Origin of the sequence: Microvirga sp. TS319 (assembly GCF_041276405.1) — a bacterium.
In the GTDB taxonomy this organism is placed as follows: Bacteria; Pseudomonadota; Alphaproteobacteria; order Rhizobiales; family Beijerinckiaceae; genus Microvirga.
In genome coordinates, this window is the sequence record NZ_JBGGGT010000002.1 from 1,582,860 (window position 1) to 1,609,271 (window position 26,412).

The window sequence follows — 26,412 nt, forward strand, 5'->3', positions numbered from 1 at the left end:
CAATGGAGTGCTGTATCGCGGGTCGCTCTGGTGAGCTTGATCGGCAGTGCTGCGGCGGCCTGTAGTGGCGACACCATGCGGTTCTCGGAGAATCCGTTCTCCAACCCGTTCTCCAACAGCGAACGTGTCGCGCCCGGCACGCCGACAGCGTCTCAGGACACGCCGTCCTATGGCGGCGCTCCCTCCTACGCGGCCGCTCCGATGCCCACCTCGTCCGTCCAGGCGCAGGCGCTTCCCCCGGTGCAGGCTCAGCCGCTGCCCCAGCCTTCGCGCATGGCCGCCGCGCCTGCTCCCATCCAGCCGCGCCCCGCGCCCATGACCCCGCCCGCCGCTCAGCCGAAGATGCGCTTCGTCGATCAGACGAAGGTTGCCGTCTCCGAGCAGCCCGTTCCGGCCGAGCCGGCGCGCCGCACCCGCCCCGGCATGCAGCAGGCCGCGGTGCCGGCGCCGGCTCCCATCCAGCCGCGCCCCGCGCCCGTGCAGCAGGTCGCCTCGGCCACGAACGAGCCGCTGGTGTCGCCCGCGCGTCCCGTCCAGCCTCAGAAGGTCGCGGCCATCGAGCCGCAGCCCATGAAGCCCGCTCCGGTAGTCACGCAGACGGTTGCTCCGGCTCCCGCTCCTGCGCCTGTTCCGCAGCCTGAGGCCGCGAAGGCTTCGGTGCAGGAGCCTGAGCAGACCGCGAGCCTGTCCTCCGGCAACTTCCGGTGGCCTGCCCGCGGCCGCGTCATCGCGGGCTTCGGCGCCAACGGCGGCAACGAGGGCATCAATATCGCTGTCCCCGAGGGCACGCCCGTGAAAGCCGCCGAGGCCGGCACGGTGACCTACGCCGGCAGCGAAGTGAAAGGCTACGGCAACCTGATCCTGATCCGCCATGAGAACGGCTTCGTCTCGGCCTATGCCCACAACAGCGCGGTAAGCGTGAAGCGCGGCGAGCAGGTGAAGCGTGGTCAGGTGATCGCCACCGCCGGCCAGACAGGCAACGTGACCTCGCCGCAGCTGCATTTCGAAATTCGCAAGGGCGCGACCCCGGTCGATCCGATGAAGCATCTCGCCGACTGATCCGGCACCGATTTGGATTGGCTTTCGAGACCCGAGGCTGATCACGCGAGGGGACGGTGGAGCTCAGCCACCGTCCCTTTTTTCGTTCCCGCGATGGGAGAGGATGTTCACGATCTTACCGAACGGATCCCGCACATAGAACCGGCGAACGCCCCAGGCTTCGTCGGCCGGTCCGTAGATCGCGGGAAATCCGGCGCTTGTCATGCGCCGAAGCGCTTCGTCGACATCGTCCACCTCGATGGACAGGTCCGGCGTCGGTGTGTCCGAGCCACCCTGGGTTGCGACGCTGACTTGGACACTGCCCGGCTCGCCGTTGCCGTAGGTGATGATCCAGCCATGGTCCATCAGCCGCTCCAGTCCGAGAGCATCCTCGTAGAAGCGCTTCGCCGCCCCGACGTCGGATGCCGGTATGTTGGCGACGATCCGTTTGACCTTCACGGAACGATCTCCCTTAAATCGCTTTCCCCTGGCGGCCGGCGAGATCCTGGATGAACTGCCAGGCCGTGCGGCCGGAGCGGGCGCCGCGGGTCGTGGCCCATTCCAGGGCTTCCGCCCGGATGGCCGCGCGGTCACCGTCGAGGCCGAGATGGTCGACATAGCCGAAGATCATGTCGAGATATTCGTCCTGGCTGCATTTATGGAAGCCGAGCCAGAGGCCGAAGCGATCGGACAGGGATACCTTCTCCTCGATGGCCTCGCCCGGATTGATGGCGGTGGAGCGCTCGTTGTCCATCATGTCGCGGGGCAAAAGGTGGCGGCGGTTGGACGTGGCGTAGAAGATCACGTTGTCCGGACGACCCTCGATGCCGCCTTCCAGCACCGCCTTGAGGGATTTGTAGGAGGTGTCGTCCGCATCGAAGGACAGATCGTCACAGAAGACGATGAAGCGATGGGGATCCGCACGGAGCAGGCCCATGAGGTCCGGGAGCGTCTCGATGTCCTCCCGATGGATCTCGATGAGCTTGAGGGGAAGGGCCTCGGGCGCCTTGGTCGCGTTGATCTCGGCATGGACCGCCTTCACCAGCGACGACTTGCCCATTCCCCGGGCGCCCCAGAGCAGGGCATTGTTGGCGGGCAGGCCTCTGGCGAAGCGGCCGGTGTTCTCGGCGAGCTGATCCCGCACCCGGTCGATGCCCCGGAGCAGGTTCATCTCGACCCGGTTGACCTTCGCCACCGGGGCGAGCTTGCGACCCGGCGCGTGCCAGACGAAGGCGTCCGCCGCGGCAAAATCCGCCTGGGGAGGTCCGGCCGGGGCCAGGCGCTCCAGGGCGTCGGCGATGCGCTTGAGGAAGGCCATGGATTCGGGGGAGGTGAGGTCGGGGGACATCGGCATCTGACTTCAAGAAAAGGTGAGAAGGTCGTGCTTAGCCCAGAATCCGCTCTCCGGTCCATGCAGGAGCTTTGGGAAAGCCTTCCAACTTCATTGATTTCGTGGAGTCGATGGGTATAGTCCGCCCACTTTCATCCCGTTTGGCGCGGGTGGGCCTCGAAGCAGCGCCCGCCTCGCGCCTTTATCCATGGAGAGCCGCTTGTTCATTTCACCTGCCTTCGCACAAGGGGCCCCCGCGACCGGGGGCGGAATGGATACCATCATCCAGTTCGTCCCGTTCATCCTGATCTTCGTGATTATGTGGTTCCTGATCATCCGTCCGCAGCAGCGCCGGGTGAAGGCTCATCAGGAAATGATCAAGAACGTGCGCCGCGGCGATACCGTCGTCACCTCCGGCGGCATCATCGGCAAGGTCACGAAAGTGCTCGAGGATTCGGCCGATATCGAGGTGGAAATCGCCGATAACGTGAAGGTGAAGGTGGCTCGCGCCATGATCTCCGAGGTCCGCTCGAAGACCGAGCCGGTGAAGGCCTGAAATTAATGACCGGCCCTCGGGCGGGAGCCCTTGAGGGCCGGTCCGCTGCACGACATGTGCAGCAGAGTGTTTGAGAAAGGTTGAGCTGACGATGCTGCGCTTCTCGAAGTCGAAGATCATCGCCACCCTGGCGATTATCATCATCGGTCTCCTGCTGGGGATTCCGAGCATGATGTCGCCTGAGCATCGCAAGGCGTATCTGAGCGCCGTTCCGAGCTGGGTCCCTTCCTGGCTCGTGCCCTCGCGCGCCATCGTGCTCGGCCTCGACCTGCAGGGCGGCTCCCACGTCCTTCTCCAGGTGGACGAGTCGGATCTCGTGCGCGGCCAGATCACCCTTCTGCGCGACGACGTGCGCCGGATCCTCCGCGACACCCGCGTCGCGTCGCAGAACGGCATCCAGACGATCCCGCGCGGCGTCCAGATCCGCGTGCCGAACGCGGCCGACCGCGAGCGCCTGATGCCGCGCCTGCGCGAGCTCGCCCAGCCGATCAGCAACGCCGTTCTCGGCCAGACCGGCAACGCCAGCGTGGCGCTCAGCGACACGCCGGATGGTGCGATCACGCTGACCCTGACGGATGCGGGCATCAACGAGCGGGTGCGCCGCGCCGTCGACCAGTCGATCGAGGTCATCCGCCGCCGTATCGACGCCACCGGCACGACCGAGCCCAGCATCCAGCGCCAGGGCGCGGATCGCGTGCTGGTTCAGGTTCCCGGCCTTCAGGACCCGCAGCAGCTCAAGGCGCTTCTCGGCGAGACCGGAAACCTGGAGTTCCGCCTCCTGGCCCAGCCCGGCGCGACCGACGTGGACATGCTTCCGATGCGTGATGCCGGTGGCCAGCGGGTGCCCGTGGAGCGTCGCGTCATCGCCGAGGGCGGCGACCTGACCGATGCCCAGGCCGCCTTCGATTCGCAGACCAACCAGCCGATCGTGAACTTCCGTTTCAACATCCGGGGCGCGCAGCGCTTCGGCCAGGCGACGACGGAAAACCTCGGGCGTCAGCTCGCCATCGTGCTCGACAACGAGGTGATCTCCGCGCCCACGATCCAGTCGCCGATCACGGGCGGCTCGGGCCAGATCTCGGGCAGCTTCACGGTCGAGCAGGTGAACAATCTCGCGGTTCTGCTGCGCTCCGGCGCGCTGCCCGCCAAGCTGACCATCGTCGAAGAGCGCACCGTCGGTCCCGGCTTGGGCCGTGACTCCATCGAGGCCGGCAAGCTGGCGACCTATGTCGCCGCCATCCTCGTCGTGATCTTCATGTTCGCCACCTACGGGGTGTTCGGCCTCATCGCCAACATCGCGCTCCTCGTGCATGTGGGCCTGATCTTCGGCCTCATGTCGGTGCTCGAAGCTACGCTGACCCTGCCGGGCATCGCGGGCATCGTGCTCACCATCGGCACGGCGGTCGACTCGAACGTGCTGATCTACGAGCGTATCCGCGAGGAGGTCCATTCCGGACGCTCCATCGTGTCCGGCATCCAGGCCGGCTTCGACCGGGCCTTCGCGACCATCGTGGACTCCAACAGCACCATGGCCATTGCCGCCGTGATCCTGTTCTTCCTCGGCTCCGGACCCGTGCGCGGCTTCGCGGTCGTGTTCATTCTCGGCATCCTCACGACGGTGATCACCGCCGTCACCCTGACGCGCATGATGATTGCGCTCTGGTACCAGTGGATGCGTCCCAAAGTTCTTCCGTTCTAAGGAGTGAGTATCGTGCGCCTCGTTCGCCTCTGGCCCGAAAACTCCCACTTCGACTTCATGCGCTTCAGGCGCTTCTCCTTCCCGTTGTCCGCCCTCATTTCGGTGGCGACCGCGATCGTGCTCTACACGGTCGGCCTCAATTTCGGCATCGACTTCAAGGGCGGTACGCTCATGGAGATCCAGGCCAAATCGGGCCAGGTCAACGTCGCCCAGATCCGCCACACGGCCGAGGGGTTCGGCTTCGGCGACGTGGAGGTGCAGGAATTCGGCACCGCCGGCGAGGTTTCGCTGCGTTTCCCGATTCAGTCCGGCGGCGAGGCCGCGCAGGCGGGAGTGGTGCAGAAGGCTCGCGATACCTTCGGCAACGAGTACGAGTTCCGCCGCGTCGAGACGGTCGGCCCGCGCGTGTCGGGCGAGCTCGTTCAGTCCGGCACCATCGGCATCGTGTTCTCGGTGATCGCGGTCCTGTTCTATCTCTGGTTCCGCTTCGAGCGCGAGCTGGCGGTAGCGGCCATCATCGGCACGCTGCACGATATCGTGCTCACCATCGGCTTCTTCGTGATCACGCGGCACGAGTTCAACATGACCTCGATCGCGGCGATCCTCACCATCGTCGGCTACTCGCTCAACGAGACCGTGGTGGTGTTCGACCGCACCCGCGAGCTCATGCGCCGCTACAAGACCATGCCGCCGGAAGAGCTGTTGAACCTCTCGATCAACCACACCATGTCCCGCACGATCATGACGGCGACGACCACGGCGCTTGCGCTGCTGGCCCTTGTGCTCTTCGGCGGACAGGCGATCCAGGGCTTCGCCCAGGTCATGCTCTACGGCGTGGTGATCTGCACCTATTCGGCGATCTGCATCTCCTCGCCCATGCTGATCTATATCGGCCTGCGCGGATCCGAGACCGTCAAGGTGCCGGAGGGCAAGGCCGCAGCCGCGGAGTAGGACGATGAGCGATAGCCGCCTGTATGACGGTTTCGTCCCCGGACGCTTTCCGATCGATTCTTACGGCAATGGCGGCTTTCGCTTCGCGGACATGTCCCATCGCGGCTCGATCCTCGCGCTGCCGTCGGGCATCAAGGCGTGGCCCGTCGGCTCCATGAGGGAGCTCGACGACGAAGCGCTCGCGCCGATCCTCGCCGAGGCCGAGGAGATCGATCTCCTCCTCTTCGGCACGGGCGCGGAGATCGCGGCGTTTCCGGGACGGTTTCGCGAGCGTTTCCGCGAGGCCGGCATCGGCCTCGACGTGATGCAGACCGGGGCGGCCGCACGCACTTACAACATTCTCCTGGCGGAAAACCGCAAGGTTGCCGCCGCCCTCATCGCCGTGGGCTGATATGGCCGATCCGCAATCGAATTTCGCCCATTGCGAGGCGCTCGTCCGCGAGGCCGATCCCGACCGCTACTGGGCAAGCCTCCTCGCGCCCGAGGGAAAGCGTCCCTATCTCCACGCCCTCCACGCCTTCAATTTCGAGATCGCGCGCGTGCGCGAATCCGTGCGGGAGCCGATGCTCGGCGAGATCCGCCTGCAATGGTGGCGCGACGCGCTGCAGGGCGAGGCGAGGGGCGACGTGCGCGCCAATCCCGTCGCGGCTGCGCTCGACGACACGGTCGTCAGATTCCGCCTGCCCCGGCAGTCGCTCGTGGATCTGATCGATGCGCGGATCTTCGATCTCTACGACGATCCCATGCCGAGCGTGAACGACCTGGAGGGCTATAGCGGCGAGACGTCGTCGAGCCTGATCCAGCTCGCGAGCATCATTCTCTCCGACGGCAAGGACCCCGGAGCGGCGGACGCTGCCGGTCACGCGGGCGTGGCCTATGCCATCGCCGGTCTCCTGCGCGCCTTCCCGATTCATGCGCGGCAGGGACAACTCTATATCCCCACCGACATCCTGGCGCAGCACGGCGTGGTCCGGGACGACATCGTCACCGGGCGAGGCGGGCCGGGCCTTGAGGGAGCGCTGGCCGACATGCGCGCCATCGCCCGCCGCCATCTCGATCAGGCGAGAACCCTGCGCACGACCATTCCGGCAGAGGCCGAACCGGCTTTTCGCCCGCTCGCGCTGGTCGAGCCCTATCTGAAGGCGATGGAGAAACCGGATTACGATCCGCTCCACACGCCCATCGACCTCCCGCAATGGCGAAAGATCTGGGCGCTCTGGCGCGGGCCGTTTTAGAGCATCGAACGCGGGAAGTGGGAACCGGTTTGGCGTGAAAAGATGCTCAACCCAGAATAGTCGAGCATCGAACGCGGGACGTGGGCACCGGTTCTGCGTGAAAAGACGCTCGAAAACGTAAGTTTACGGCATCGGGCAGGGGGCGATTTCACGTCCAATGCTGCAGGAGCGGAGGCCCTTTTCCATCATCTCCGCGCAGGCGAGTTCCATAAGGACGGCGTCGAGGAGAATCACAGCCGCCCCCTCTCGGCGTCCTTTGCTATCGTCAGCGGTTATGGATCCCGGGCTCCGCTTTGCGGTCCCGGGATGACGGAAAAAGCAGCTTACTCGGCCGCGGCGGGCATGTTGGCGGCGGACAGCCATGCCGAGAGATCGGCGCGGGCGCGGTCGGTGAGCATCTTCTTCTTCGCGATGGTCTTGGCCGAGCCGCGCAGGCGCTTGCCGTCCTCGGCTTTCGGCGCCCGGTCGAGGGGCGGGAACAGGCCGAAATTCACGTTCATGGGCTGGAACGAGCGCGGGCCCTCGTCGATGGTCTCGATATGGCCGCCTGTGATGTGGTTGATCAGGGCCCCGAGGGCCGTGGTGTGCGGCAGGGGCTGAATCGGGCGGCCGAGCCGCTCGGCGGCGGCGAAGCGGCCCGTCATGAGGCCCACCGCCGCGCTTTCCACATAGCCTTCGCAGCCAGTGATCTGACCCGCGAAGCGCAGGCGCGGCATCGCCTTCAGGCGAAGCGTCGGATCGAGAAGCTTGGGCGAGTTGAGATAGGTGTTGCGGTGGATGCCGCCGAGCCGGGCGAACTCGGCGTTTTCGAGGCCAGGGATCATGCGGAAGATGCCGGACTGGGCGCCGTATTTCAGCTTGGTCTGGAAGCCCACCATGTTGAACAGGGTGCCGAGCGCATTATCCTGGCGCAGCTGCACCACCGCATAGGGCTTTTGGTCGGGATGATGCGGATTGGTGAGGCCGACGGGCTTCATGGGGCCGTGGCGCAGGGTTTCGCGGCCGCGCTCGGCCATGACCTCGATCGGCAGGCAGCCGTCGAAATAGGGAGTATTGGCTTCCCACTCCTTGAATTCGGTCTTGTCGCCCTCGATCAGGGCATCCACGAAGGCCTCGTATTGCTCCTTCGTCATGGGGCAGTTGATGTAGTCCTTGCCGGTTCCGCCCGGTCCGACCTTGTCGTAGCGGGACTGGAACCAGGCGACGTCCATGTCCACGGATTCGCGGTAGATGATCGGCGCGATGGCGTCGAAGAAGGCGAGCGAGGTCTCACCCGTCAGCTTGAGGATCGCCTCGGCCAGGGAGGGTGAGGTGAGCGGGCCGGTGGCGACGATGACGGATGTCCAATCCTCCGGCGGGATTTCCGGAATCTCGCCGCGCTCGATCGTAACGAGCGGATGCGCTTCGAGGGCGGCCGTCACGGCATAGGAGAAGCCGTCGCGGTCCACCGCCAGCGCGCCGCCCGCAGGCACCTGGTTGGCATCGCCCTTCGCCATGATGAGGGAGCCGAGGGTGCGCATTTCCTGGTGCAGCAGGCCGACGGCGTTCGTTTCCGCGTCGTCCGAGCGGAAGGAATTGGAGCAGACGAGCTCGGCCAGGCCTTGCGTCTTGTGCGCGTCGGTGCCGCGCACCGGACGCATCTCATGGAGGATGACGGGAACGCCGGCCTGCGCGATCTGCCAGGTGGCTTCCGAGCCGGCGAGTCCGCCGCCGACGACGTGAATGGGTTCGATCTTGCTCATGGTCATTCTCTTAGCGCATCGTGCGAGAAAGTGGTCCCGGTTTTTTCGCCAGAACGATGCGCCGCCTAAAGACTTGGGCATCGAATGTGTCCCAAAAGTGGGATCTGCTTTTGAGCCCGATGCTTTGAGCCCGATGCTTGCGGTCTTGTTGACTCCCGTAGGGGCCCTGGTCAAGGTGAGCCGGCATTTTCGAGGAGGTTCGCGCCATGCAATCCATGCGGCCGGTGGTGTTTATTACGGGCGGCAGCCGGGGCATAGGGGCTTCGGTGGCGCAGATGGCGGCCGCGCGCGGCTACGACGTGGCGATCACCTATCGGACCGAGCGCGAGGCCGCCGAGGCGGTGCTCGCCGCCTGCCGGGCCTCCGGCGCCAAGGCCTTCGCCTGCCAGGGCGACGTTGTCGTGGAGGCGGATGTCATCCGCATGTTCGATGAGGCCGAAGCGGGCCTGGGGCGCCTCTCGCATGTGGTGAACAACGCGGGCGTGACCGGCAAGTCCGGCCGCCTGGAGGATGCCGCGGCCGAGGTTCTGCGCAGCTGCATCGACGTCAATGTTACCGGAGCCCTCCTCGTGGCCCGTGAGGCGGCACGGCGGCTCTCGACCCGGAGAGGCGGCCATGGAGGCTCCATCGTCAACATCTCGTCGGCCGCCGCCAGGCTCGGGAGCTCCGGCGAATATGTCTGGTATGCCGCCTCGAAGGGCGCGATCGACTCCCTCACGGTGGGCCTTGCCCGGGAGCTGGCGCTGGACGGCGTCCGCGTGAATGCTGTCTCGCCGGGCATGACCCGCACCGATATTCACGAGCGCAGCACCCAGGATCTCGGGCGCCTGGAGCGCCTGAAGCCTTTTATCCCCATGCAGCGGATCGGGGAGCCCGAGGAGGTCGCGGAGGCCGTGCTGTTCCTGATGTCGGATGCGGCATCCTATATCACGGGCGCCAATCTGCCGGTCACGGGCGGGCGGTAGGTGGCATCTTCCGACGTGCGGGACAGGAATTTGGCGCCTTTCCAGGGGCGCACCTTCGAGACGTTTCCAAGACGTTATGGCCGCGCCAAGCGCGGTCATGACGTCAGACGAGCGGATTGGCCATGCTCCCGTCATGCCCGGCCATAAGCCGGGCATCCCGGTCTTCCTGCCATAGTGTTTCCGAGCCACAGGCGGCCGCGACCGATCCCGGATCCCGTCCGGGGCGGCCATACTGTGTGAGACGAGGAACCATCGCCCAAAAAGAAAAACGCCCGCTTGCGGCGGGCGTAAATCGTTTGCTGCAGTGCAGCTATATATTACGCGGTGGCGTGCTCGCGGGCGATGCTGTCGATCTGAAAGCGGGAAATGCCGAGATCGTCGAGCTCGCGGTCCGACAGGAGCGACAGCTCACGGACGGTTTCGCGATAACGCAGGTAAGCGCGGACCTTAGCGAGGATGTAGGACACGAACATTGGGAACCTCCTTCAGTGAGCCGGCCCCTGTGACCGGCAGGCCTTTGTTCTTGCGTGTGCAATGCAGCATATAGACCTGTGCGCTGCAAAAGAGGAGTGGTAATAATGTAGATCAGTCATGCTTTAGTAGCATACCGCTTTAAGGGCCCATTAATGGGGCCGGCGCTCCGGTAGGGCCTCCTGTCCGGGGCTGACGAACTCCGTCCTGGTGCGGGGAAGGGCCTGAGGATAGGTTTCGAGCAGCCAGGCGACGAGCTTCTCACGCACCTCGTTGCGCAGGTCGGACGAGGCTCCTGAGGAGCCCGCGCTCATGAGGCCGCGGATCTGGAGGGTAGTCTCCTTCGCGTCGGTGACGTGCAGAACGCCCACCTGGCGATCCCAGAGCTTGGATTCTCCAAGGATCTCCAGGAACTTGGTACGTACCTCGTCGATCGGCGTCGCGTAGTCGACATACCAGAAGACCGATCCGAGAATCGAGCTCGATTGGCGGGTCCAGTTCTGGAAGGGCTTCTCCATGAAATAGGACAGGGGCACGACCATCCGGCGCCAGTCCCAGAGTCGGATGACCACATAGGTGGTCTGGATCTCCTCCACGGTGCCGAACTCGCCTTCGAGCAGCACCTCGTCCCCGAGCCGGATCGGCTGGGCGATGGCGAGCTGGACGCCGGCGATGAGGTTCGAGAGCACCGGCCGTGCCGCCAGACCGACCGCCAGGCCCGCGACGCCCGCCGAGGCGAAGAGGCTGACGCCGTATTGCCGCACGGACGGAATCGTCATGAGCATCGCGGAAAAGGTAAGAAAGCCCAGTCCGAACACGATCGTGCGGCGCAGCAGGCGCACCTGGGTGAGGAGCTTGCGGCTCAGGACGCTGTCCTCGGAGCCTCTCAAGGCGCGACGGAGATAAATCTCCGAAGCCGTGTTGACGATGGTGATCGCGCTCCAACCCAGGAAGATGACGAAGCCGAAGAGGAGAACCCGCTCGAACAGGTCGTAGCTCGGCCCCCGCCTCGGCAGGACCTGCACGACGAGGCCGAGACCCAGAACGAGCAGGCCGAGCCTGGTGGGCGGACCGATTCTATGCAGCAGCTTGCGCCCGAATTCCGCCAGTCGTCCTCTCAGCGCCAGTCGCAACGCATGGAAGAGAAGGGAGTGGAGGAAGAGGAGCAGAAAGGCCGCGGCGGCGAGAAAAGCGATGTTGACCAACCAGCTCGGCCACAAGCCCTGCCATCGCTCGAGGGCGTTGGTGAGAGTCAGCATGATGTCCTGCATGGGAGCGGAACGCCATGGCCGGGAAGGTGTTCCCAAGAAAAAGCCCCGGTCGGGCCGGGGCTGAGATCCTGTGGGACGTCACTGCGGGCTACAGCATCGGACGTGAAAAGTGGATTTGCACTTTTGGGATCCAATCCGATGCTCCCTTCTTGGAAAGAGCGCATCGTTGCGAGCGAAAAACCGGGGCCACTGTTTCGCTCGATGCGCTATAGCACGTAGAAATCGGCCTTCGTGATGGCGAGCCCCGCTTTCAACTGGGCGATTTTGATCGCTGCCGCGCCGCCAATGCCATCGGGATCGTAGAGAAGGGCGCCCGTACCCTTGTTGTAGATGATGCGGTCGGTGGAATCGGCCGCGGCCGGGCCGACCCGGAATGCCGCCGCGGAGAGCCAGCCGTCGGGTCCGATCCTCGTGAAGATCTTGTTGTCGAGCATGATGGTGTCGTCACGCGCGTTGAAATCCGTGATCGTGTCGACATTGGTACGCGAGGGCGTCGCATCGAAGACGAAGTAGTCGCGTCCCGGGCCGCCCGTCAGGGTATCGCTGTCGAGGCCGCCGCTGAGATAGTCGCTGCCATTGCCGCCATTGAGAAAGTCGCGGCCGGTGCCGCCATAAAGATCGTCGTCCCCGTTCAGGCCGTAGAGCTTGTCGTTCCCGGCATCGCCGAAGACGATGTCCGCGCCGCCATAGGAGTAGACGACGTCGTTACCGTAGCCGCCGCGGATCACGTCCGCATAGTCGTTGCCATAGAACGTGTCATTGCCTCTGTTGAGCGCGACGTACCAATCGTAGCTGTTCAGGTCGTCCACCGTCGTGTGGAGATCGAGGCCCTTGATCGAAAGCACGGCGAAGCCGTTGTTCTCATAGAGCAGGTCGTCGATGATCACGTCGTACCCATTGCTCCAGTACCAGGCCGAGTAGCGGTCGACGAGAGAGCTGCCGTTCACGTCGAAGATGGCGAGATCCCCGTCATCGTAGATGTTGACGGTTTCGATATACGGACTGGCGCTGACGAAGGACCAGCCGGACGGGGTGGTGCCCGACATGTTGAAACCGATACCGGCGGTGTTGAACGCTTGAAAGATGGCCATGGCGGCGCATTCCTGCTGGGTCACTGACAAGCGCAACTCTACGCGGGCAAATCTGAATTTAAGCTGCACAATGCGCGGAAAGACTTGCTAGCGTTAATGCTTCCTGAGTGACGACGGCGCATCGCAGATCGTAAGATGAACAGATATTCATCGGCACTTGTTGAGTAATGACATCATTCGTTACTCTAATTGGTGGAACAGTAGTTTCCGGTGTGCGTTCCCACTCCGATTTATAGTTAATCGGAGATGAATAGATGAAGAAAATCGCCCTTGGCGCGGCTCTTCTGCTGTTGAGCGGTACGGCCTATGCACAGACGACGACCTCGACCAGCTCGTCGACCTCGACCTCCGACACCCGGATGACGATGCCTAACAGGCAGCAATCGGGCGCTACGGAGCAGGCCACCGGCTCAGTCCGGAACGGCGAGAGCACAAGTGTCCGATCCAACGTGTCGACCCGAGAGCATGGCGGCACCCGTGTTGGCGTGGGTATCGAGAGCCGCGAGCGCACGGGTGTTTCGGTTCGCTCCCGCACCGTGCGCGAGGTCGAGGAGCCGAGTGTCTCCGTCCGTCGCCACCGCCGCGTAACCACCATCGAAGAGCCGGACACCGAGATTCGCCATACGGTGATCAAGAAGAAGCCTTCCACCAAGAAGGTGGTGCTGAAGAAGAGAAACACGAAGAAGGTTGCCGTCAAGAAGCGTCATTACCGGGTGGTTGACGAGCCGGTCGAGGTGCGTCGCCGCACGGTCCGCCGTTACGAGGAGGTGAGCGAGCCGCGCGTCTCAGTGAACCGTCACACGACGGTTCGGACCCGCCATGAGGCGCCGTCGGTCGGAGTCTCCGTTGAGCAGCGCCGGAGCTCGACCCGCACGTCCACGGACGTGAATACGTCGCGCTCACCCTCGGTGACCGGCTCGGTCTCGACCCGCAGCACGTCGACCGGCAATGCGTCCTCCGAGAGGAACAACGACGCGACGTCGCCCAGGCGGATGCCGGCTCAGCAGCCCGGCGGCAGCTCGACGGCACAGTAAGTCGTCCGCTCTCGATGGAATGACAAAGGGGCCGGTTTCCGGCCCCTTTGCACGGGTGGATATCGCGGATCTCGTCGCGTGGGATCAGTGGCGGGCGCCCATGCTGTCGAGGGCTTGCCGGCAAGCCTGTTCGCAGCGGCGGCAGGCCTCGGCGCAGACCCGGCAATGCTCGTGCTGCTTGGCGTGGCGCTCGCATTCTTCGCCGCACAGGCGGCAGGCGGCCATGCAGGCGTTCAGCATGTGCCGGATGATATCCTCGTTGGTGCCGGTGCGCCGGGTCGCAACCGCGCCGGTCGCCATGCAGATGTCGGCACAATCCATGTTGAGGCGGATGCACTGCGTGAGCTGAGCGACCATCGGCTCGCCGAGACAGGCATCGGCACAGGACGTGCAGGTCTGCGCGCAGTCGAAGCATTCTTCGATACAGCGGATCAGGGCGTCGTTGGTGTTCCCTTTGACATGCGGATGGGTGCTGATCATCTCGCGGGCGTGCATGGCGATCTCCTCGAATGGTGTGATGGGTCTCACGGGAAGCTCGGCAAAAGTCCTTTGCCAGCAAACATGGAGCCAATCGGGGAGGGCCGGGATGGTTCCGGATCGAGGTTCGACACCATAGACTTAAGACTTACAGCATTGGATGTAGGGCCGATTTCAGACCCGGCGCTGCAAGGAGACCGGTGCCTCAGCGCCGGACGCCGTCGACGCTGATGAAGGCCCGTAGCGGGCCGTACTCGGTCTGCTTCCTCACGTCCATCTGGACGCGGCCGCTGGTCTGATTCGTCATGGTGTCCGACACGCGCCCCCGGGACGAACGGAGCATCGTCTCGGCTCGCACGCGGCCGCTGATGCGCACGCAGGTGGTTGAATCCTGAAGCTGGGCGAAACCGGGAGGGCAGGGCGACGCCGCCATGGCGGAGGCGCCGCAAGCCGTCAGAACTGCCGATAGGATGAGGGCGACATGTTTCATGGGCCTGCAGTCTAGCCCATCGTGCGGAAAAGTGGACCCGGTTTTCACGAACGTCGCCCTTCGGGCCCGACGCTCTAGCTGCTGGAGGCCCGAAAGGGAATCTCGTCGGCCAGGGCCTCAGAGCGGACCCGTACCCGTGCGGCGGCCGGAAGACCTCGCAACGCCGGCTCGGTCCACCTCCACATTGAACTGCTCGGCTTTCGGACTGTCGTCCTCGATCGCGCCGATTCGGTAGCGGTACGCCATTTCGCCGCCGAGCCAGCCGCTGAAGAGAAGAAGCACGGTCTGCACGGCCGAGAGCCAGAGACCCCAGCCCTGGACGCCGGCTGCCGGATCGCCCAGGCGGACGCCCACGTTCACAAGGGCGACGGCGACGACAACCAGGTTCGTGATCATATGGGTCCAGGAGATCCAGAGATTCCTGACCCGATCGATGGTCACGAAATCGATCAGTCCCGGAATGGCCGCGACGAGCGCCATGACGATTCCCGCGATCAGCAGCCAGTAGGAGGCCTCGGCCCAGAACGGATTGGCGGTGCTCACGAACGTGATGTCGGTGGCGAGAGCGCCGATAAGAAAGGCGATGGGGAAAACGACCAGCATATGGTGGAGGGGGTGCCCGGCGATCGCTGCCGTGCTTTCCACTCCATGACGATGATATAGGCCCATGTGGCACTCCCGTGAATGCGATATGAAGAAGAATGCCGCGGCCAATGCTTCGTTCCTGCGCGCACGGTGCATGCGGCGATGATACGGCGCGCGGGGGCTGGACATCTGAAGGTTAATCGAACATAGCACAGTCATCATTACCTAGGGTGAGGGGCGTGCAGGAGCTCCTTTACTGCTGCCGTAGACTAATCGAATCCTTGCCGCTGCTTTGATGACCTTAGATCCCGTCACCCTCAATGCTGCCTTCGTCCTGCTCGCGCTTGTTCTCGGCGCCCTGCTGGTCTTCTCGTGGGCGCTCAACCAGAAGGTCCGTGCTCTCTTGCCATGGGGAGCGGCCTTTTGCCTGATTGCAAGCGGCTTTGCCGTCGCGAACCTTGGTCGGCCGCTCAATTCCTACCCGGCGCTCATGGTCGGCAATGCCCTCGGACTCCTGTCCTATGTGGCGCTTTACGCCGGCTGCCGGTCCTTCAACGATCGCAGGGGCTTCCCGGTGCCGATCCTGGCAGGGGTCGTGCTGTGGGTCTTGGCGTATCCCTTTATCCATGAGAGACACGACTACCGGCTGATTCTGGTTGCGCTGACGACCGGCATCTATTCATTGCTCAGCGCCTGGGAACTCTGGCGGCATGCGAGGCAGCCTCTCGCCTCCCAGCGGATCGCCGTGGTTCTCCTGATCCTCCTGGCGATCTTCAACATCATACGGACCTGGCCGGGGATTTCGCTGACGTCGATTCCCTGGTTCGATGCCCTGGCCTCCCGCTGGTCCTCCGAGATGGCCCTCTTCCTCGTGGTCTTCACGCCGACGCTTGCCTTCATGTTCCTGTCCATGGCGAAGGAAAGCGTGGAAATGGGCTACAGACAGGCTGCCTTGCTCGATCCCCTGACCGAGATGCCCAACCGACGCGGGTTCATGCAGAGCGCGGCCCGACTGATCGGAGCCAGGGAGGGCAGGCCTGTCAGCTGTCTCGTTTTCGATCTCGACAATTTCAAGCGCATCAACGACGTCTTCGGCCATGATGCGGGCGACAATGCCCTGCGGCTCTTCGGGCAGGTCATGGCCAAACATCTTCCCGCGCAGACCTTCGGGCGGCTCGGTGGTGAGGAATTCGCCGCGATCCTGCCGGTGGAGATGGAGAAGGCCGTTGCTCTTGCCGAGGCAATCAGGGCCGACTTCTCCGGCGCAGGAAAGACCACGCCCGGCCCGCACGTTCCCGCGACCGTCAGCGTCGGGTGCTCGGCATCCACCTATGCAACCCTCGAGGGGCTGCTTCAGGAGGCCGATCGGGCGCTCTATCGTGCGAAGGACCACGGCCGGGACATCGTGATGCCGGGATTTCCGCTCAGGGCGGCTCAATAGACGGACGCTTCTTAAGGAGCGCATCGTTCTCGCGAAAAGCCGGGGCCACTGTTTCGCCCGATGCGCCAGAGCCTCGCCGAACCTCAGCGCAGCGCCGTCACGACGAGAGCCCTCATGCGATTTTCGACGGTTCCGTCGCCCCATCGATCGGTGAGGGCCTGTGCGGCCCTCTCCGCGACCTCGTCGAGGCGGCCCGGGGCGCCGGCTTCGATTTCCCCACGAAGCGGGGTTCCCTGGGTCAGACCGACGGCAGCGTCCCGCGCCGACGAGGCACGGGTCGTTCGCTCGACGGGCTCGATGTCGATGGTCTCGAATCCTGCCCTCTGGAGTTCTCCCCGGATGCGATCCTCATCGAAATAGCCGAAGGGGATCCGTTCGAAAAAACGCGGCGGATCGTCAGGGAACATCTCGATGGCCCGATCGGAAACGACCTTGCTCACCGGGTTCGCCTCCAGTCTGTCCCAGACGTTGAACAGAAAGCGCCCGCCCGGCCTGAGGACGCGCAGGGCCTCCCGGAAGGCGGCCGTCTTGTCGGGAAAGAACATCGCGCCGAACTGACACACCACGGCGTCGAAGGAGCCGTCCTCGAAGAGGAGGGCCTGGGCGTCCATCTGGCGCCATGTCACGTTGGGAGCCTGGAGCTTCGTTTGCGCGAGATCGAGCATGGCCTGATTGAGGTCGGTCGCAACGATCTCGACGCGGGGCGGAAGCGCAGCCACCAAGGCGCGGGTCACGATGCCCGTGCCCGCCGCCGTTTCCAGGACCCTGCCCGAGGCGAGGTCGCGCAGGCGCTCTGCAAGATCCTCTGCATAGGGCTGGAAGATGAGCGATCCGAGATATTGCTCGTAGAGGGCCGGGATCGAGCCGGCAAAGGCCGCGTCGGTAGCACCCATCGTCTCCTCCACCGGGAAGGCGTCATCATCCAGCCCGTGACAGGAGCCTGCAATAGCCTCAAAGGGGTAGGGCCGGGGTCGCAGTGGTACGCCATTCTCTAGAAGGTGCAGGACCGTGGCGGCTCCCCGGAAAAGCCATGGCGTTGCGAACGCCGGTATGTTGACCTGTGCCGCGTGGACGGTTGGGGGCCGGGGAGGCCTGGAGGTAGGCATGACGGCCATTCTGCTACTGCCGTCCTGGCTGGGAGCGATCGTCGCGATGCTGATCGCCGTCGCCGCGTCGGCGCTCCCGCTCGCCGTCGTCGGCAGGCGAATCCGGGACGAGCTGTCGCCGTCGGCGCGCGACGTGACGGAAACGGTCGCCGTCCGGATCGGCACGATCCACGGCCTCATCCTGGCGCTCGTCTTCGCGGACGCGCAATCGACCCACACGAGCTTGCAGCAGGAGGTCTCGAAAGAGATCACCACGATCGAGCATGTGGCGCTTCAGCTCGACCAATGGGACGGTCCGGAGAAGATCCAGCTCCGAAGCCGGCTTGCCGCCTTTGTCGAAGCCGTTCTGCAGCACGAGTGGCGGGCCGATGCCCGTCCCCAGGGCAGCAAGGAGGCGGGACACGCCTACAATGATCTCGATGTCAGCATTCTCAATCTGAAGGCGGATACCCTCCAGGAGCAGTCACTGCGCAACCGCATGATCATGAACATGGATAACCTTCAGGATCACCGGAAGGCGCGGTTGGCGCTTCTTCATCGCGGTCTGCCCAGCCTGTTCTGGTGGATGGCCATGGTGGGCTTCGGCATCATCGCGGCGTTCTTCCTGGTCTTTCCCGCGTCGCCCACCCATATCGCCATTCTCTCCGTCTATGGAGCCTATACGGGGCTTGCGCTCTATTTCATCCTCGCCCTGAGCCATCCCAGTGTGGGCCCGGCCACGATCGACACCACGCCGTACGAGGCCGTGCTCGATGAGGAACTCGAGGCTCCGAGGATGATGTCGACGCCTTAGCGCATCGTGCGGCCCTTCGGGTCCACCCAAGCGATGCGCTCTTTCCTGGAAGTGGATTCCACTTTTCACGTCCGATGCTCAAGATCCCGGGTTCAATCAACTCCGCCGCGCTCGATCGCCATGGCCGCGAGCTTGGCGATCGTGTTCATGTTGCGCGCCGTTCCGGCTCGTGCAGCCGGGATCTGCAGCTTGGACCGCCCCATCCCGTCGCCGTAATGGACGTAGACCTCCCGCGATCCGAGCCGCACTTCCTCGCCCTCCTGCCCCTTGACGCTTGCCAAGGCATCGGGAGGTAGCGCCTCGTCGAGGAAGATCGCCACGGTCCGGTTCGGGACGGCGTCCGGGAACGGATTGCCGGCCAGCACCTCGGCCATCTGAGCCGCCGTCCGCACGAGCACACCCACGGGCTTGCCCGCATAGGCCCGCAATTTGGCCTCCAGGACCGCCTTGACCTCGGCCTCCGTCTTCCCGCTCTCGAAGACGACGTTGCCGCTCGCGATGTAGGTCCGGACCGCCTGAAAGCCTGCGCTCTCGCACAGATGCTTCAAGTCGCTCATGGACAGCTTGCTCGTCCCGCCTACATTGACGGCGCGCAGAAGGGCGATGTAGGCGGGCATGGTGGGCACTCTATTCTGTGGTCGGTCCCAAAAGGCCATATGGCCGCGAGCGCAGTGGCATCGGGCCGATGTCCGGCGATGTCCGGAGGACCGCGGAAGCGATTATTCCGCCGCTTCCTGCCGGGTCACCTTCTTGGTCTTCTTGCCGGCCTCCTTGGCCGGGGCTTCCTTCTTCAAGGGCCTGCGCTCCAGCACTTCCTTGAGGAAGCGGCCAGTGTGGCTATCCTTGGACCCGGCGATGTCCTCGGGTGTGCCCTCGGCGACGATCTGGCCGCCGCCGCTGCCCCCTTCGGGTCCCATGTCGATCACCCAGTCGGCGGTTTTGATGACTTCGAGATTGTGCTCGATCACCACCACGGTATTGCCCTGGTCCACCAGCTCGTGCAGCACCTCGAGGAGCTTGGCGACGTCGTGGAAATGAAGGCCCGTGGTGGGCTCGTCGAGGATGTAGAGCGTGCGGCCGGTGGCCCGCTTGGACAGCTCCTTCGAGAGTTTGACGCGCTGGGCTTCACCGCCCGAGAGCGTCGTCGCCTGCTGTCCCACATGCACGTAGTCGAGGCCGACGCGGGCGAGCGTCTGCATCTTCTCGCGGATCGAGGGCACGGCCTTGAACAGGTCGCGGGCTTCCTCCACCGTCATGTCGAGCACGTCGGCGATGGACTTGTCGCGATACTTCACCTCCAGCGTCTCGCGATCGTAGCGCTTGCCCTTGCATACGTCGCAGGTGACGTAGACGTCGGGCAGGAAGTGCATTTCGATCTTGATGACGCCATCGCCGGTGCAGGCCTCGCACCGGCCGCCCTTCACGTTGAAGGAGAAGCGTCCCGCCTGATAGCCGCGCGCCTTCGCCTCGGGGAGCCCGGCGAACCATTCTCGGATCGGCGTGAAGGCGCCGACGTAAGTGGCCGGGTTCGAGCGCGGCGTGCGGCCGATGGGCGACTGGTCGATATCGATGACCTTGTCGAGATGCTCCAGGCCCTCGATGCGCTCATGCGGGGCGGGATGCTCCAGCGCGCCGTTGAGTTTGCGCGCCACGGCCTTGTAGAGCGTGTCGATGACGAGGGTGGACTTGCCGCCCCCGGACACGCCCGTGATGCAGGTGAAGGTGCCGAGCGGGATCCCGGCCGTCACGTTCTTGAGGTTGTTGCCCTTGGCGCCGACCACTTTGAGCATGCGCTTCGGATCGCGCTTGCGCCGCTGCGCGGGCACCTTCACGGACATCTCGCCCGTCAGGTACTTTCCGGTGAGCGATTTCGGGTTCTTCATGACCTCGTCGGGCGTGCCCTCGGCGACGATCCGGCCGCCGTGGATGCCCGCACCCGGGCCGACGTCGAACACGTAATCGGCCTGGAGGATCGCATCCTCATCGTGCTCCACGACGATCACGGTGTTGCCGAGATCGCGCAGGCGCTTGAGCGTCATGAGCAAGCGGTCGTTGTCGCGCTGGTGGAGACCGATGGAGGGCTCGTCGAGCACGTAGAGAACGCCCGTCAGGCCCGAGCCGATCTGCGACGCGAGGCGGATGCGCTGACTCTCGCCACCCGACAGCGTGCCCGAGGAGCGGGCGAGCGTGAGGTATTCCAAGCCCACATCGACCAGGAAGGTCAGGCGGTCGCGGATTTCCTTCAGGATCCGGCCGGCGATCTCGTTCTGCTTCTTGTTGAGCTTCTTCGGAAGGGCGCCGAACCATTCATGGGCGTCCTTCACGGACAGCGCCGTCGCGTCGCCGATGTCGGAGCCCGCGATCTTCACCGCCAGGGCCTCGGGCTTCAGGCGCTTGCCGCCGCAGGATTCGCACGGCGTCTCGCTCATGAAGCGGCCGATCTCCTCGCGGGCCCAGTCGCTCTCGGTTTCCTTGTAGCGGCGCTCCAGGTTCGGGATCACGCCCTCGAAGGGCTTCTTCACCTCATAGGCGCGCAGACCGTCGTCATAGGCCATGCGGATCGCCTCGCCGTCCGAGCCGTAGAGAATCGCGTCGCGCACCTTCTCGGACAGCTCGGTCCAGGGCTTCGTCATGGAAGCCTTGTAGTGCTTGGTGATCGCCTCCAGGGTCTGGCCGTAATAGGGCGAGGTCGACTTCGCCCAGGGCAGGATCGCGCCGCGCTTCAGGGACAGCGCCTCGTCCACCACCAGGGCCGGGTCGATGCGCATCTCGTGGCCGATGCCGCCGCAGGTGGGGCAGGCGCCGAAGGGGTTGTTGAACGAGAACAGGCGTGGCTCGATCTCGGGGATCGTGAAGCCGGAGACCGGGCAGGCGAATTTGGACGAGAAGACGATGCGCTTCGGCTGGCCCTTGTCGTCCTTCTCGTCCGCATATTCGACGACGGCGATCCCGTCGGTGAGCTCGAGGGCGGTCTCGAAGGAATCCGCGAGGCGCGCCGCGATATCGGCGCGCACCACGATGCGGTCCACCACCACGTCGATGTCGTGCTTGAACTTCTTGTCGAGGGCAGGGGCCTCGTCGATGGCGTAATATTCGCCGTCGATCTTCAGGCGCTGGAAGCCCTTCTTCTGGAACTCGGCGATTTCCTTGCGGTACTCGCCCTTGCGGCCGCGCACCACCGGGGCCAGCAGATAGAGCCTCGTCTTCTCCGGAAGCTCCAGAACCCGGTCCACCATCTGACTGACGGTCTGGCTCTCGATGGGAAGGCCCGTCGCCGGGGAATAGGGAATGCCCACGCGCGCCCAGAGCAGGCGCATGTAGTCGTAGATCTCGGTCACCGTGCCCACGGTCGAGCGCGGGTTCTTCGACGTGGTCTTCTGCTCGATGGAGATGGCGGGCGAGAGGCCGTCGATCTGGTCCACGTCCGGCTTCTGCATCATCTCCAGGAACTGGCGGGCGTAAGCCGAGAGGGACTCCACATAGCGCCTCTGACCCTCGGCGTAGATCGTATCGAAGGCGAGCGACGACTTGCCAGAACCGGACAGGCCCGTGAAGACGACGAACTGGTCGCGGGGGACCATCAGGTCGACGTTCTTGAGGTTGTGCTCCCGCGCCCCGCGCACGGAGATCACGCGCGCATTGGGATCTCCCGCCTTGGCGCGGTTGAACAGCTCGTCGAGTTTGGCCATGGCCCAGCTAGCCTTCAGAAATGGGGAAGCGGCCATGAGCGGCCGGCTCCGGGATATGTGATGTCTCCGCCGCCGATGCAATGCGGCGGATGATTCCATATCGCAAACCTAGAACAAAGAGGGTACGCGCGGCAACGCCTTTTGAATGAAGCGTATTCGAATTGAATAATTCCGATAAATAACCGCTTAGTGTAGTTCCCATATGCAGGCCGGAAATGCAGGAGTAGGATAATTATGCGATGCGAGATGGATGATTAACGATTTTATTGTGAAAATGTTTTATAGATAGCGTTCGAGTGCCAGTTCGAACATGCCTGGATTCTGCCAAGAGAGCTCGCTCTTGTTGCTGGAATTAAGGTAAATATCCTCACTTCCAGGAGCTTATTTTACTGACGCGGTTTGCTATCGTTGACCATGAAACGATACTAAGTTACGAAGTGGGCCGCATTAGGAGAATGCTCATGGCCATCACCAAATCCCTTACCGAATTCGAACAGATCACGGTGCCATTCGATCCTGACGAGACCGTCACGATTACGGCCTCGTCCAGCGAGTTGTTTCTGATGACACCGGCCCAGATCAATCGGATGAAGGACTTCCATGTCGACTTCATCGATTGCACGGGGGTGAGTTTTGTCTGGAAAGTCGAGCAGGCCAAGGCTCTCGCCGCGACCGGCATCCGCTTCGTGGCCGGCGAGGTGGTGTTTTTGTTCGATACGACGGATAACCTGAAGACCCTCACGGCGCCGGAGATAACGGCCCTCATCGGGAAGGGTCTCACCTCTATCCGCACCATGAACGAAGATCACAGACAGGTCTATAAAGCCGACCAAATCAAAGCTCTGGGCGGCATCAGGCTCGGCGACGAGGACCGGGCGGATCTGCTCGTCGCTGTCGATACCGGCGCGAATCTCGCTACCCTGACCGTCACCGAGCTTCAGAGACTCGCCCAGATTGATGCGGAGGACAACGTTCTTTCCTTGTCCCTGGAACAATTCTCCGCCCTGACGCCCGGCAAGTTCACGGCCGGCGACGAGCGGGTCCTGCTGGATACGGCCGCCACTCTAGGTGCCCTCGACGGCGCCGCATTCCGGGGCTTGACCGACAGGGGAATCGTGCGCATCGCCTCCGCCGAGGTCGACCATGCCTTGAGCTTGTCCCTGGCGCAGGCCGACGAACTGCTCGCTAGGCACATCGCATTGACCGGGACCGACACGGTGACTTTGACCGGCGGAGCCCAGGCTCTCACGGATGCTCTGTCGGCCGAAAGGATCCGCGACCTGGCCATCCAGGGTTTCGACCAGATCCATGTCACGGATGGCGGCACCCTGGGCCTTGGTCCTGATACTGCCGCCGCCTTCTTGCTGACACCCCTTATGATTGCCCCCGGCGACAGGTGCATGGTGGCCGGCCTCGGAGACGACCTCGACAACTTCGATCCGGATGAGATCACCCGGTTTGGCGACAAGGGCGTCGATGTGTTCGAGGCCATCAACAACCTGCTGACCCTCAGCGTTGCACAGGCTCGTGCCTTGGCCACCACGGGGATTGTGACGGGAGACGACGATACCGTCGCCGTTTCCGGGAACGCTGATCAGTTTCTCTTGATCACTCCTGACGAGATCACTGCGCTCGCCGGCAAGGGAGTCGACACTTTCCACTCCGACAATTCAATGACTCTGAGCCTGGACCAGTTCAAGGCTCTCGGGGGCATCACACTGACTGCCGCCGGCACTATATCCGTGAAGGCCGCAGGGGATGTTCTCGCCGGTCTGAGGCCCGACGAGTTTGCCGCATTCGCCGCCAAGGGAATTGACGCCATCGATTCCGACGGTGACCTCGTCCTGAGCGTGGCGCAGTTCAACGCCTTGGGAACGGTCGGCTTGACGGCCGACGATACCGTGATCCTGAGCGGTGATGCTGCCGCGCTTCTCCAGATCGACGGGCCCATGATGCAGAGCCTGGTCGACAAGGGTGTCGACCGGATCGACTCGACCGACGCGGCTTTCAGCCTGAAGGTCGATGCGGCGGCTGTCCTGGCGGGCAGCACCATCGCGCTCGGCGAAGGCCATACGGTCACGGTGACCGGTGCGGCTGGCGACCTGCAATTGACGCCCGCTCAGATCGGCCAGCTTGCCGTCAAGGGCGTCGCTGTGCTCGACGCGACGGGCGACAACGCCGACATGACCCTTTCCGTCGCACAGGCAGTCGCCCTGGCCGCCACGGGAACCATGACGGTGTCCGCGGGCGACAAGGTCACCGTGCTCGGCGAAGTGGCGGATCTGCGGACCCTGCAGGATACCCAGATCACCAAGCTCGGCGAGAAGGGCGTCGACGTGCTCGATGCGAGGGGCGACAACGCCGCCATGATTCTCTCCTTTGTGCAGGCGGTCGCCTTGGCCGCCACCGAGAGCATGAAGATGTCCTCGGGCGACCATGTGACCCTGCTGGCGGACGCGGTCGATCTCGTGCGCCTGTCGGGTTCCCAGATCACCAGGCTCGGCGAGAAGGGCGTCGACGTGATCGATGCGTCAGGCGTCAACATCGCCCTGAATCTCACGCTCGATCAGGCGAGAGCCCTGGCGGATACCCCGATCGTGCTGGCGAACGACGACGACGTCACGCTCACCCTGACAGCGGCCGAACTGCAGACCCTGGGAGGGTCCCAGATCGCTGCGCTTCTCTCCAAGGGCGTCGATCATATCAACGTGACCAACCCGAACCACGAGACGCTCTTCCTGACCGTGGCGCAGCTCGATGCCGTGGCCGGTCTCGATTTGTCCGCCTTCGAGAGCATCGTTCTTCGCGATACCGGCGCCAAGCTCGGAAGCCTCTCGGTTTCCAAGATTGCGCAGATCGCCGAGTGGGGAATCGATTCGGTGGATGCCGGCAACGACATCCTAGTTCTGAACACGGCGCAACTGAACGCCTTCAGCCAGATCGGGCTGACGGGCGATGATTCGATCACCCTGCTCGATACGAGCGCGTGGCTCGTCGAGCTGACGGGGGACCAGATCAGGGCCATGGGCGCCCAGGGAGTCGATCGGCTAAACGTCCTTGACGACGAATGGCGAATGACGATCACGCAGGCCAAGGCTCTGGCGACGACCGAAATCGGCCTATTCGCGACGGACGAGGTGGTCCTGACCGGGACCGCCGACGAGGTGGCGACCCTGACTGCCGCTGAAATCACCACCCTCGGCAGCAAAAACGTCGACATGATCGAGGTGACCGCCAATGCCCTGACCTTGGACGTAGCGCAGGCCGCGGCGCTTGCCGCGACCGCCTCGCTGAAGTTCGCCGCGGGCGACGCGGTCACCGTGTCCGGCACAGGCGAGGCGCTTGCCGCCCTTACCCCGGCCCAGATCGCAGCTCTGGGCGCGAAGGGTATCGATGCCCTGGACGCAACGGGCGACCTGCTCAGCCTCTCCATGGCCCAGTTTGCCGCGCTAGGAGACGTGGGGCTGGCGGCCGGCGACACTGTCACCTTGGCGGATACAGGCGGCGCGCTTTCCGCCCTTACCTTAGGGCAGATCGGTGCTCTGGCGGCCAAGGGTGTCCATGCGCTGAATGCTTCGGACGACAGACTCAAACTGTCCATCGCCCAGCTCGGAGCGCTCGGTCAGCTCGGTCTGACCGCCGGCGACACGGTGACGTTGGCCGACACGGGCGGGAAGCTTTCCGCGCTCACCGCGGCGCAGATCGCGGCTCTGGTGGCCCGGGGCGTCGATGCGGTCGATGCGTCCGACAACAGGATCGATCTCTCTCTGGAGCAGTTCAATGCGCTGAGGCTTCTGACTCTGGCTGGGGAAGACGTCGTCAGGGTTCAGGGAACGTCCTCTGCGAACGTCATGATCAGCCAAGGCAATAGCGGAGCGTTCTTCGGATTGGGCGGCAACGACCGGCTGATGGGCGGGTCGGGCAACGACACGCTCGACGGCGGCACCGGCAACGACACCCTCACGGGCGGCACGGGCCGGGACACCTTCGTGTTCAAGGACCGCCTGAGCAAGACCGGCAACGTGGACAGGATCACCGACTACAACAAGACCCTCGACAGCTTCCAGCTCGACAACAAATACATGACAAAGCTGGGCGGCCCGGGTCGGTTGAGCAGCTCCAAGTTCGTGGTCGGCAAGGTGGCCAAGGATCACGACGACCACCTGATCTACGACAAGGGCACCGGCAAGCTCTACTACGATGCCGACGGCTCCGGCGGCCAGGCGCAGGTGCTGATCGCCCAGTTCACCAACAAGGTCGCGCTCACCGCCTCCGAGTTCACGATCATCTGACGAGGAGCGGAGCGATTTCACTTCCTTCGGCCTCCTTCACCTGAAGGGGGCCGAAGGCGCGACTGAACCGGCTCCGCGCTCGGGCAGGGGCCTGGGCATTCTGGGGACAGGTCGCTCTCGGGCTTGTCCTGGCATCCATTTGGCCCCAGAACAGCC

23 protein-coding genes are annotated in these 26,412 nt (G+C 64.1%); 11 read left to right on the forward strand and 12 right to left on the reverse strand.

What is annotated here, in order from left to right; all coding sequences use genetic code 11:
* Nucleotides 1–30 precede the first annotated feature (30 nt).
* Nucleotides 31–1,059 (forward strand): peptidoglycan DD-metalloendopeptidase family protein, encoded by a 1,029-nt coding sequence (locus AB8841_RS16850; protein ID WP_370436980.1) that lies wholly within the window; start codon nucleotides 31–33, stop codon nucleotides 1,057–1,059.
* A 63-nt stretch (nucleotides 1,060–1,122) separates the two neighbouring features.
* Here the strand turns inward: AB8841_RS16850 and AB8841_RS16855 are convergent, their stop codons facing one another.
* Nucleotides 1,123–1,497, reverse strand: a complete 375-nt coding sequence (locus AB8841_RS16855; RefSeq protein ID WP_370436981.1) for a VOC family protein — start codon at nucleotides 1,495–1,497, stop codon at nucleotides 1,123–1,125.
* 13 nt (nucleotides 1,498–1,510) lie between these two features.
* A complete protein-coding gene (locus AB8841_RS16860; protein WP_370439287.1) occupies nucleotides 1,511–2,386 on the reverse strand; it encodes an ATP-binding protein in 876 nt (291 codons plus the stop codon).
* Nucleotides 2,387–2,588: 202 nt separating this feature from the next.
* Here AB8841_RS16860 and yajC point away from each other — a divergent pair, with 202 nt between their 5' ends.
* The 5 genes from yajC to AB8841_RS16885 all read left to right on the forward strand — a co-directional run bounded on the left by yajC (nucleotide 2,589) and on the right by AB8841_RS16885 (nucleotide 6,809).
* Nucleotides 2,589–2,924, forward strand: a complete 336-nt coding sequence (gene yajC / locus AB8841_RS16865) for a preprotein translocase subunit YajC (protein ID WP_370436982.1) — start codon at nucleotides 2,589–2,591, stop codon at nucleotides 2,922–2,924.
* A gap of 91 nt (nucleotides 2,925–3,015) precedes the next feature.
* Nucleotides 3,016–4,623, forward strand: a complete 1,608-nt coding sequence (gene secD / locus AB8841_RS16870; RefSeq protein ID WP_370436983.1) for a protein translocase subunit SecD — start codon at nucleotides 3,016–3,018, stop codon at nucleotides 4,621–4,623.
* A gap of 12 nt (nucleotides 4,624–4,635) precedes the next feature.
* The gene (gene secF, locus AB8841_RS16875) at nucleotides 4,636–5,574 is read left to right on the forward strand and encodes a protein translocase subunit SecF (RefSeq protein WP_370436984.1); all 939 of its coding nucleotides are present in this window, start codon (nucleotides 4,636–4,638) and stop codon (nucleotides 5,572–5,574) included.
* Between the two features lie 4 nt (nucleotides 5,575–5,578).
* Nucleotides 5,579–5,965, forward strand: coding sequence for an Mth938-like domain-containing protein (locus tag AB8841_RS16880; RefSeq protein WP_370436985.1), 387 nt, complete (start codon nucleotides 5,579–5,581; stop codon nucleotides 5,963–5,965).
* 1 nt (nucleotide 5,966) lies between these two features.
* Nucleotides 5,967–6,809: a phytoene/squalene synthase family protein gene (locus AB8841_RS16885; protein ID WP_370436986.1), complete on the forward strand. Its 843-nt coding sequence runs from the start codon at nucleotides 5,967–5,969 to the stop codon at nucleotides 6,807–6,809.
* A 323-nt stretch (nucleotides 6,810–7,132) separates the two neighbouring features.
* On the opposite strand, the gene trmFO is transcribed toward AB8841_RS16885, so the two are convergent.
* Nucleotides 7,133–8,551 (reverse strand): methylenetetrahydrofolate--tRNA-(uracil(54)-C(5))-methyltransferase (FADH(2)-oxidizing) TrmFO, encoded by a 1,419-nt coding sequence (gene trmFO / locus AB8841_RS16890; protein WP_370436987.1) that lies wholly within the window; start codon nucleotides 8,549–8,551, stop codon nucleotides 7,133–7,135.
* 206 nt (nucleotides 8,552–8,757) lie between these two features.
* Between trmFO and AB8841_RS16895 the strand changes: the two genes are divergently transcribed.
* Nucleotides 8,758–9,516, forward strand: coding sequence for an SDR family oxidoreductase (locus AB8841_RS16895; protein WP_370436988.1), 759 nt, complete (start codon nucleotides 8,758–8,760; stop codon nucleotides 9,514–9,516).
* Nucleotides 9,517–9,833: 317 nt separating this feature from the next.
* Here AB8841_RS16895 and AB8841_RS16900 read toward each other — a convergent pair whose 3' ends face one another.
* From AB8841_RS16900 to AB8841_RS16910, 3 genes are all read right to left on the reverse strand, one after another.
* Nucleotides 9,834–9,989, reverse strand: a complete 156-nt coding sequence (locus tag AB8841_RS16900; RefSeq protein ID WP_370436989.1) for a DUF1127 domain-containing protein — start codon at nucleotides 9,987–9,989, stop codon at nucleotides 9,834–9,836.
* Nucleotides 9,990–10,139: 150 nt separating this feature from the next.
* Nucleotides 10,140–11,246: a mechanosensitive ion channel family protein gene (locus AB8841_RS16905; protein WP_370436990.1), complete on the reverse strand. Its 1,107-nt coding sequence runs from the start codon at nucleotides 11,244–11,246 to the stop codon at nucleotides 10,140–10,142.
* Between the two features lie 218 nt (nucleotides 11,247–11,464).
* Nucleotides 11,465–12,349 carry a calcium-binding protein gene (locus AB8841_RS16910; RefSeq protein WP_370436991.1) on the reverse strand — a complete coding sequence of 295 codons (885 nt, stop codon included), beginning with the start codon at nucleotides 12,347–12,349 and terminating at the stop codon, nucleotides 11,465–11,467.
* Between the two features lie 254 nt (nucleotides 12,350–12,603).
* Here AB8841_RS16910 and AB8841_RS16915 point away from each other — a divergent pair, with 254 nt between their 5' ends.
* Entirely contained in the window at nucleotides 12,604–13,383 is a 780-nt protein-coding gene (locus tag AB8841_RS16915) for a hypothetical protein (protein WP_370436992.1), read from the forward strand.
* 84 nt (nucleotides 13,384–13,467) lie between these two features.
* Here the strand turns inward: AB8841_RS16915 and AB8841_RS16920 are convergent, their stop codons facing one another.
* The 3 genes from AB8841_RS16920 to AB8841_RS16930 all read right to left on the reverse strand — a co-directional run bounded on the left by AB8841_RS16920 (nucleotide 13,468) and on the right by AB8841_RS16930 (nucleotide 15,019).
* Entirely contained in the window at nucleotides 13,468–13,878 is a 411-nt protein-coding gene (locus AB8841_RS16920; RefSeq protein ID WP_370439288.1) for a four-helix bundle copper-binding protein, read from the reverse strand.
* Nucleotides 13,879–14,065: 187 nt separating this feature from the next.
* Entirely contained in the window at nucleotides 14,066–14,350 is a 285-nt protein-coding gene (locus AB8841_RS16925; protein ID WP_370436993.1) for a porin, read from the reverse strand.
* Nucleotides 14,351–14,467: 117 nt separating this feature from the next.
* Nucleotides 14,468–15,019: a DUF2231 domain-containing protein gene (locus tag AB8841_RS16930; protein WP_370436994.1), complete on the reverse strand. Its 552-nt coding sequence runs from the start codon at nucleotides 15,017–15,019 to the stop codon at nucleotides 14,468–14,470.
* 211 nt (nucleotides 15,020–15,230) lie between these two features.
* Between AB8841_RS16930 and AB8841_RS16935 the strand changes: the two genes are divergently transcribed.
* A complete protein-coding gene (locus AB8841_RS16935; protein ID WP_370436995.1) occupies nucleotides 15,231–16,376 on the forward strand; it encodes a GGDEF domain-containing protein in 1,146 nt (381 codons plus the stop codon).
* 83 nt (nucleotides 16,377–16,459) lie between these two features.
* On the opposite strand, the gene AB8841_RS16940 is transcribed toward AB8841_RS16935, so the two are convergent.
* Complete coding sequence (locus tag AB8841_RS16940) at nucleotides 16,460–17,269, reverse strand: methyltransferase domain-containing protein (protein WP_370436996.1); 810 nt, start codon at nucleotides 17,267–17,269, stop codon at nucleotides 16,460–16,462.
* Between the two features lie 211 nt (nucleotides 17,270–17,480).
* On the opposite strand from AB8841_RS16940, the gene AB8841_RS16945 reads away from it, so the two are divergent.
* Nucleotides 17,481–18,275, forward strand: a complete 795-nt coding sequence (locus AB8841_RS16945; protein ID WP_370436997.1) for a hypothetical protein — start codon at nucleotides 17,481–17,483, stop codon at nucleotides 18,273–18,275.
* Nucleotides 18,276–18,367: 92 nt separating this feature from the next.
* On the opposite strand, the gene AB8841_RS16950 is transcribed toward AB8841_RS16945, so the two are convergent.
* The gene (locus AB8841_RS16950; protein ID WP_370436998.1) at nucleotides 18,368–18,892 is read right to left on the reverse strand and encodes a DUF1697 domain-containing protein; all 525 of its coding nucleotides are present in this window, start codon (nucleotides 18,890–18,892) and stop codon (nucleotides 18,368–18,370) included.
* A gap of 102 nt (nucleotides 18,893–18,994) precedes the next feature.
* Nucleotides 18,995–21,964 carry an excinuclease ABC subunit UvrA gene (uvrA, locus tag AB8841_RS16955; RefSeq protein ID WP_370436999.1) on the reverse strand — a complete coding sequence of 990 codons (2,970 nt, stop codon included), beginning with the start codon at nucleotides 21,962–21,964 and terminating at the stop codon, nucleotides 18,995–18,997.
* 461 nt (nucleotides 21,965–22,425) lie between these two features.
* Between uvrA and AB8841_RS16960 the strand changes: the two genes are divergently transcribed.
* On the forward strand, nucleotides 22,426–26,256 hold the full coding sequence (locus tag AB8841_RS16960) for a hypothetical protein (protein ID WP_370437000.1): 3,831 nt from the start codon (nucleotides 22,426–22,428) through the stop codon (nucleotides 26,254–26,256).
* Nucleotides 26,257–26,412: the final 156 nt, after the last annotated feature.

What these genes read in the sequence shown, in the direction of transcription:
- AB8841_RS16860 (WP_370439287.1), bottom strand. Translation starts at nt 2,386, where the DNA reads ATGTCCCCCGACCTCACCTCCCCCGAATCCATGGCCTTCCTCAAGCGC.
- secD (WP_370436983.1), top strand. Translation starts at nt 3,016, where the DNA reads ATGCTGCGCTTCTCGAAGTCGAAGATCATCGCCACCCTGGCGATTATC.
- AB8841_RS16880 (WP_370436985.1), top strand. Translation starts at nt 5,579, where the DNA reads ATGAGCGATAGCCGCCTGTATGACGGTTTCGTCCCCGGACGCTTTCCG.
- AB8841_RS16885 (WP_370436986.1), top strand. Translation starts at nt 5,967, where the DNA reads ATGGCCGATCCGCAATCGAATTTCGCCCATTGCGAGGCGCTCGTCCGC.
- trmFO (WP_370436987.1), bottom strand. Translation starts at nt 8,551, where the DNA reads ATGAGCAAGATCGAACCCATTCACGTCGTCGGCGGCGGACTCGCCGGC.
- AB8841_RS16895 (WP_370436988.1), top strand. Translation starts at nt 8,758, where the DNA reads ATGCAATCCATGCGGCCGGTGGTGTTTATTACGGGCGGCAGCCGGGGC.
- AB8841_RS16900 (WP_370436989.1), bottom strand. Translation starts at nt 9,989, where the DNA reads ATGTTCGTGTCCTACATCCTCGCTAAGGTCCGCGCTTACCTGCGTTAT.
- AB8841_RS16905 (WP_370436990.1), bottom strand. Translation starts at nt 11,246, where the DNA reads ATGCTGACTCTCACCAACGCCCTCGAGCGATGGCAGGGCTTGTGGCCG.
- AB8841_RS16910 (WP_370436991.1), bottom strand. Translation starts at nt 12,349, where the DNA reads ATGGCCATCTTTCAAGCGTTCAACACCGCCGGTATCGGTTTCAACATG.
- AB8841_RS16915 (WP_370436992.1), top strand. Translation starts at nt 12,604, where the DNA reads ATGAAGAAAATCGCCCTTGGCGCGGCTCTTCTGCTGTTGAGCGGTACG.
- AB8841_RS16920 (WP_370439288.1), bottom strand. Translation starts at nt 13,878, where the DNA reads ATGCACGCCCGCGAGATGATCAGCACCCATCCGCATGTCAAAGGGAAC.
- AB8841_RS16925 (WP_370436993.1), bottom strand. Translation starts at nt 14,350, where the DNA reads ATGAAACATGTCGCCCTCATCCTATCGGCAGTTCTGACGGCTTGCGGC.
- AB8841_RS16930 (WP_370436994.1), bottom strand. Translation starts at nt 15,019, where the DNA reads ATGGGCCTATATCATCGTCATGGAGTGGAAAGCACGGCAGCGATCGCC.
- AB8841_RS16935 (WP_370436995.1), top strand. Translation starts at nt 15,231, where the DNA reads ATGACCTTAGATCCCGTCACCCTCAATGCTGCCTTCGTCCTGCTCGCG.
- AB8841_RS16940 (WP_370436996.1), bottom strand. Translation starts at nt 17,269, where the DNA reads ATGGGTGCTACCGACGCGGCCTTTGCCGGCTCGATCCCGGCCCTCTAC.
- AB8841_RS16945 (WP_370436997.1), top strand. Translation starts at nt 17,481, where the DNA reads ATGACGGCCATTCTGCTACTGCCGTCCTGGCTGGGAGCGATCGTCGCG.
- AB8841_RS16950 (WP_370436998.1), bottom strand. Translation starts at nt 18,892, where the DNA reads ATGCCCGCCTACATCGCCCTTCTGCGCGCCGTCAATGTAGGCGGGACG.
- uvrA (WP_370436999.1), bottom strand. Translation starts at nt 21,964, where the DNA reads ATGGCCAAACTCGACGAGCTGTTCAACCGCGCCAAGGCGGGAGATCCC.
- AB8841_RS16960 (WP_370437000.1), top strand. Translation starts at nt 22,426, where the DNA reads ATGGCCATCACCAAATCCCTTACCGAATTCGAACAGATCACGGTGCCA.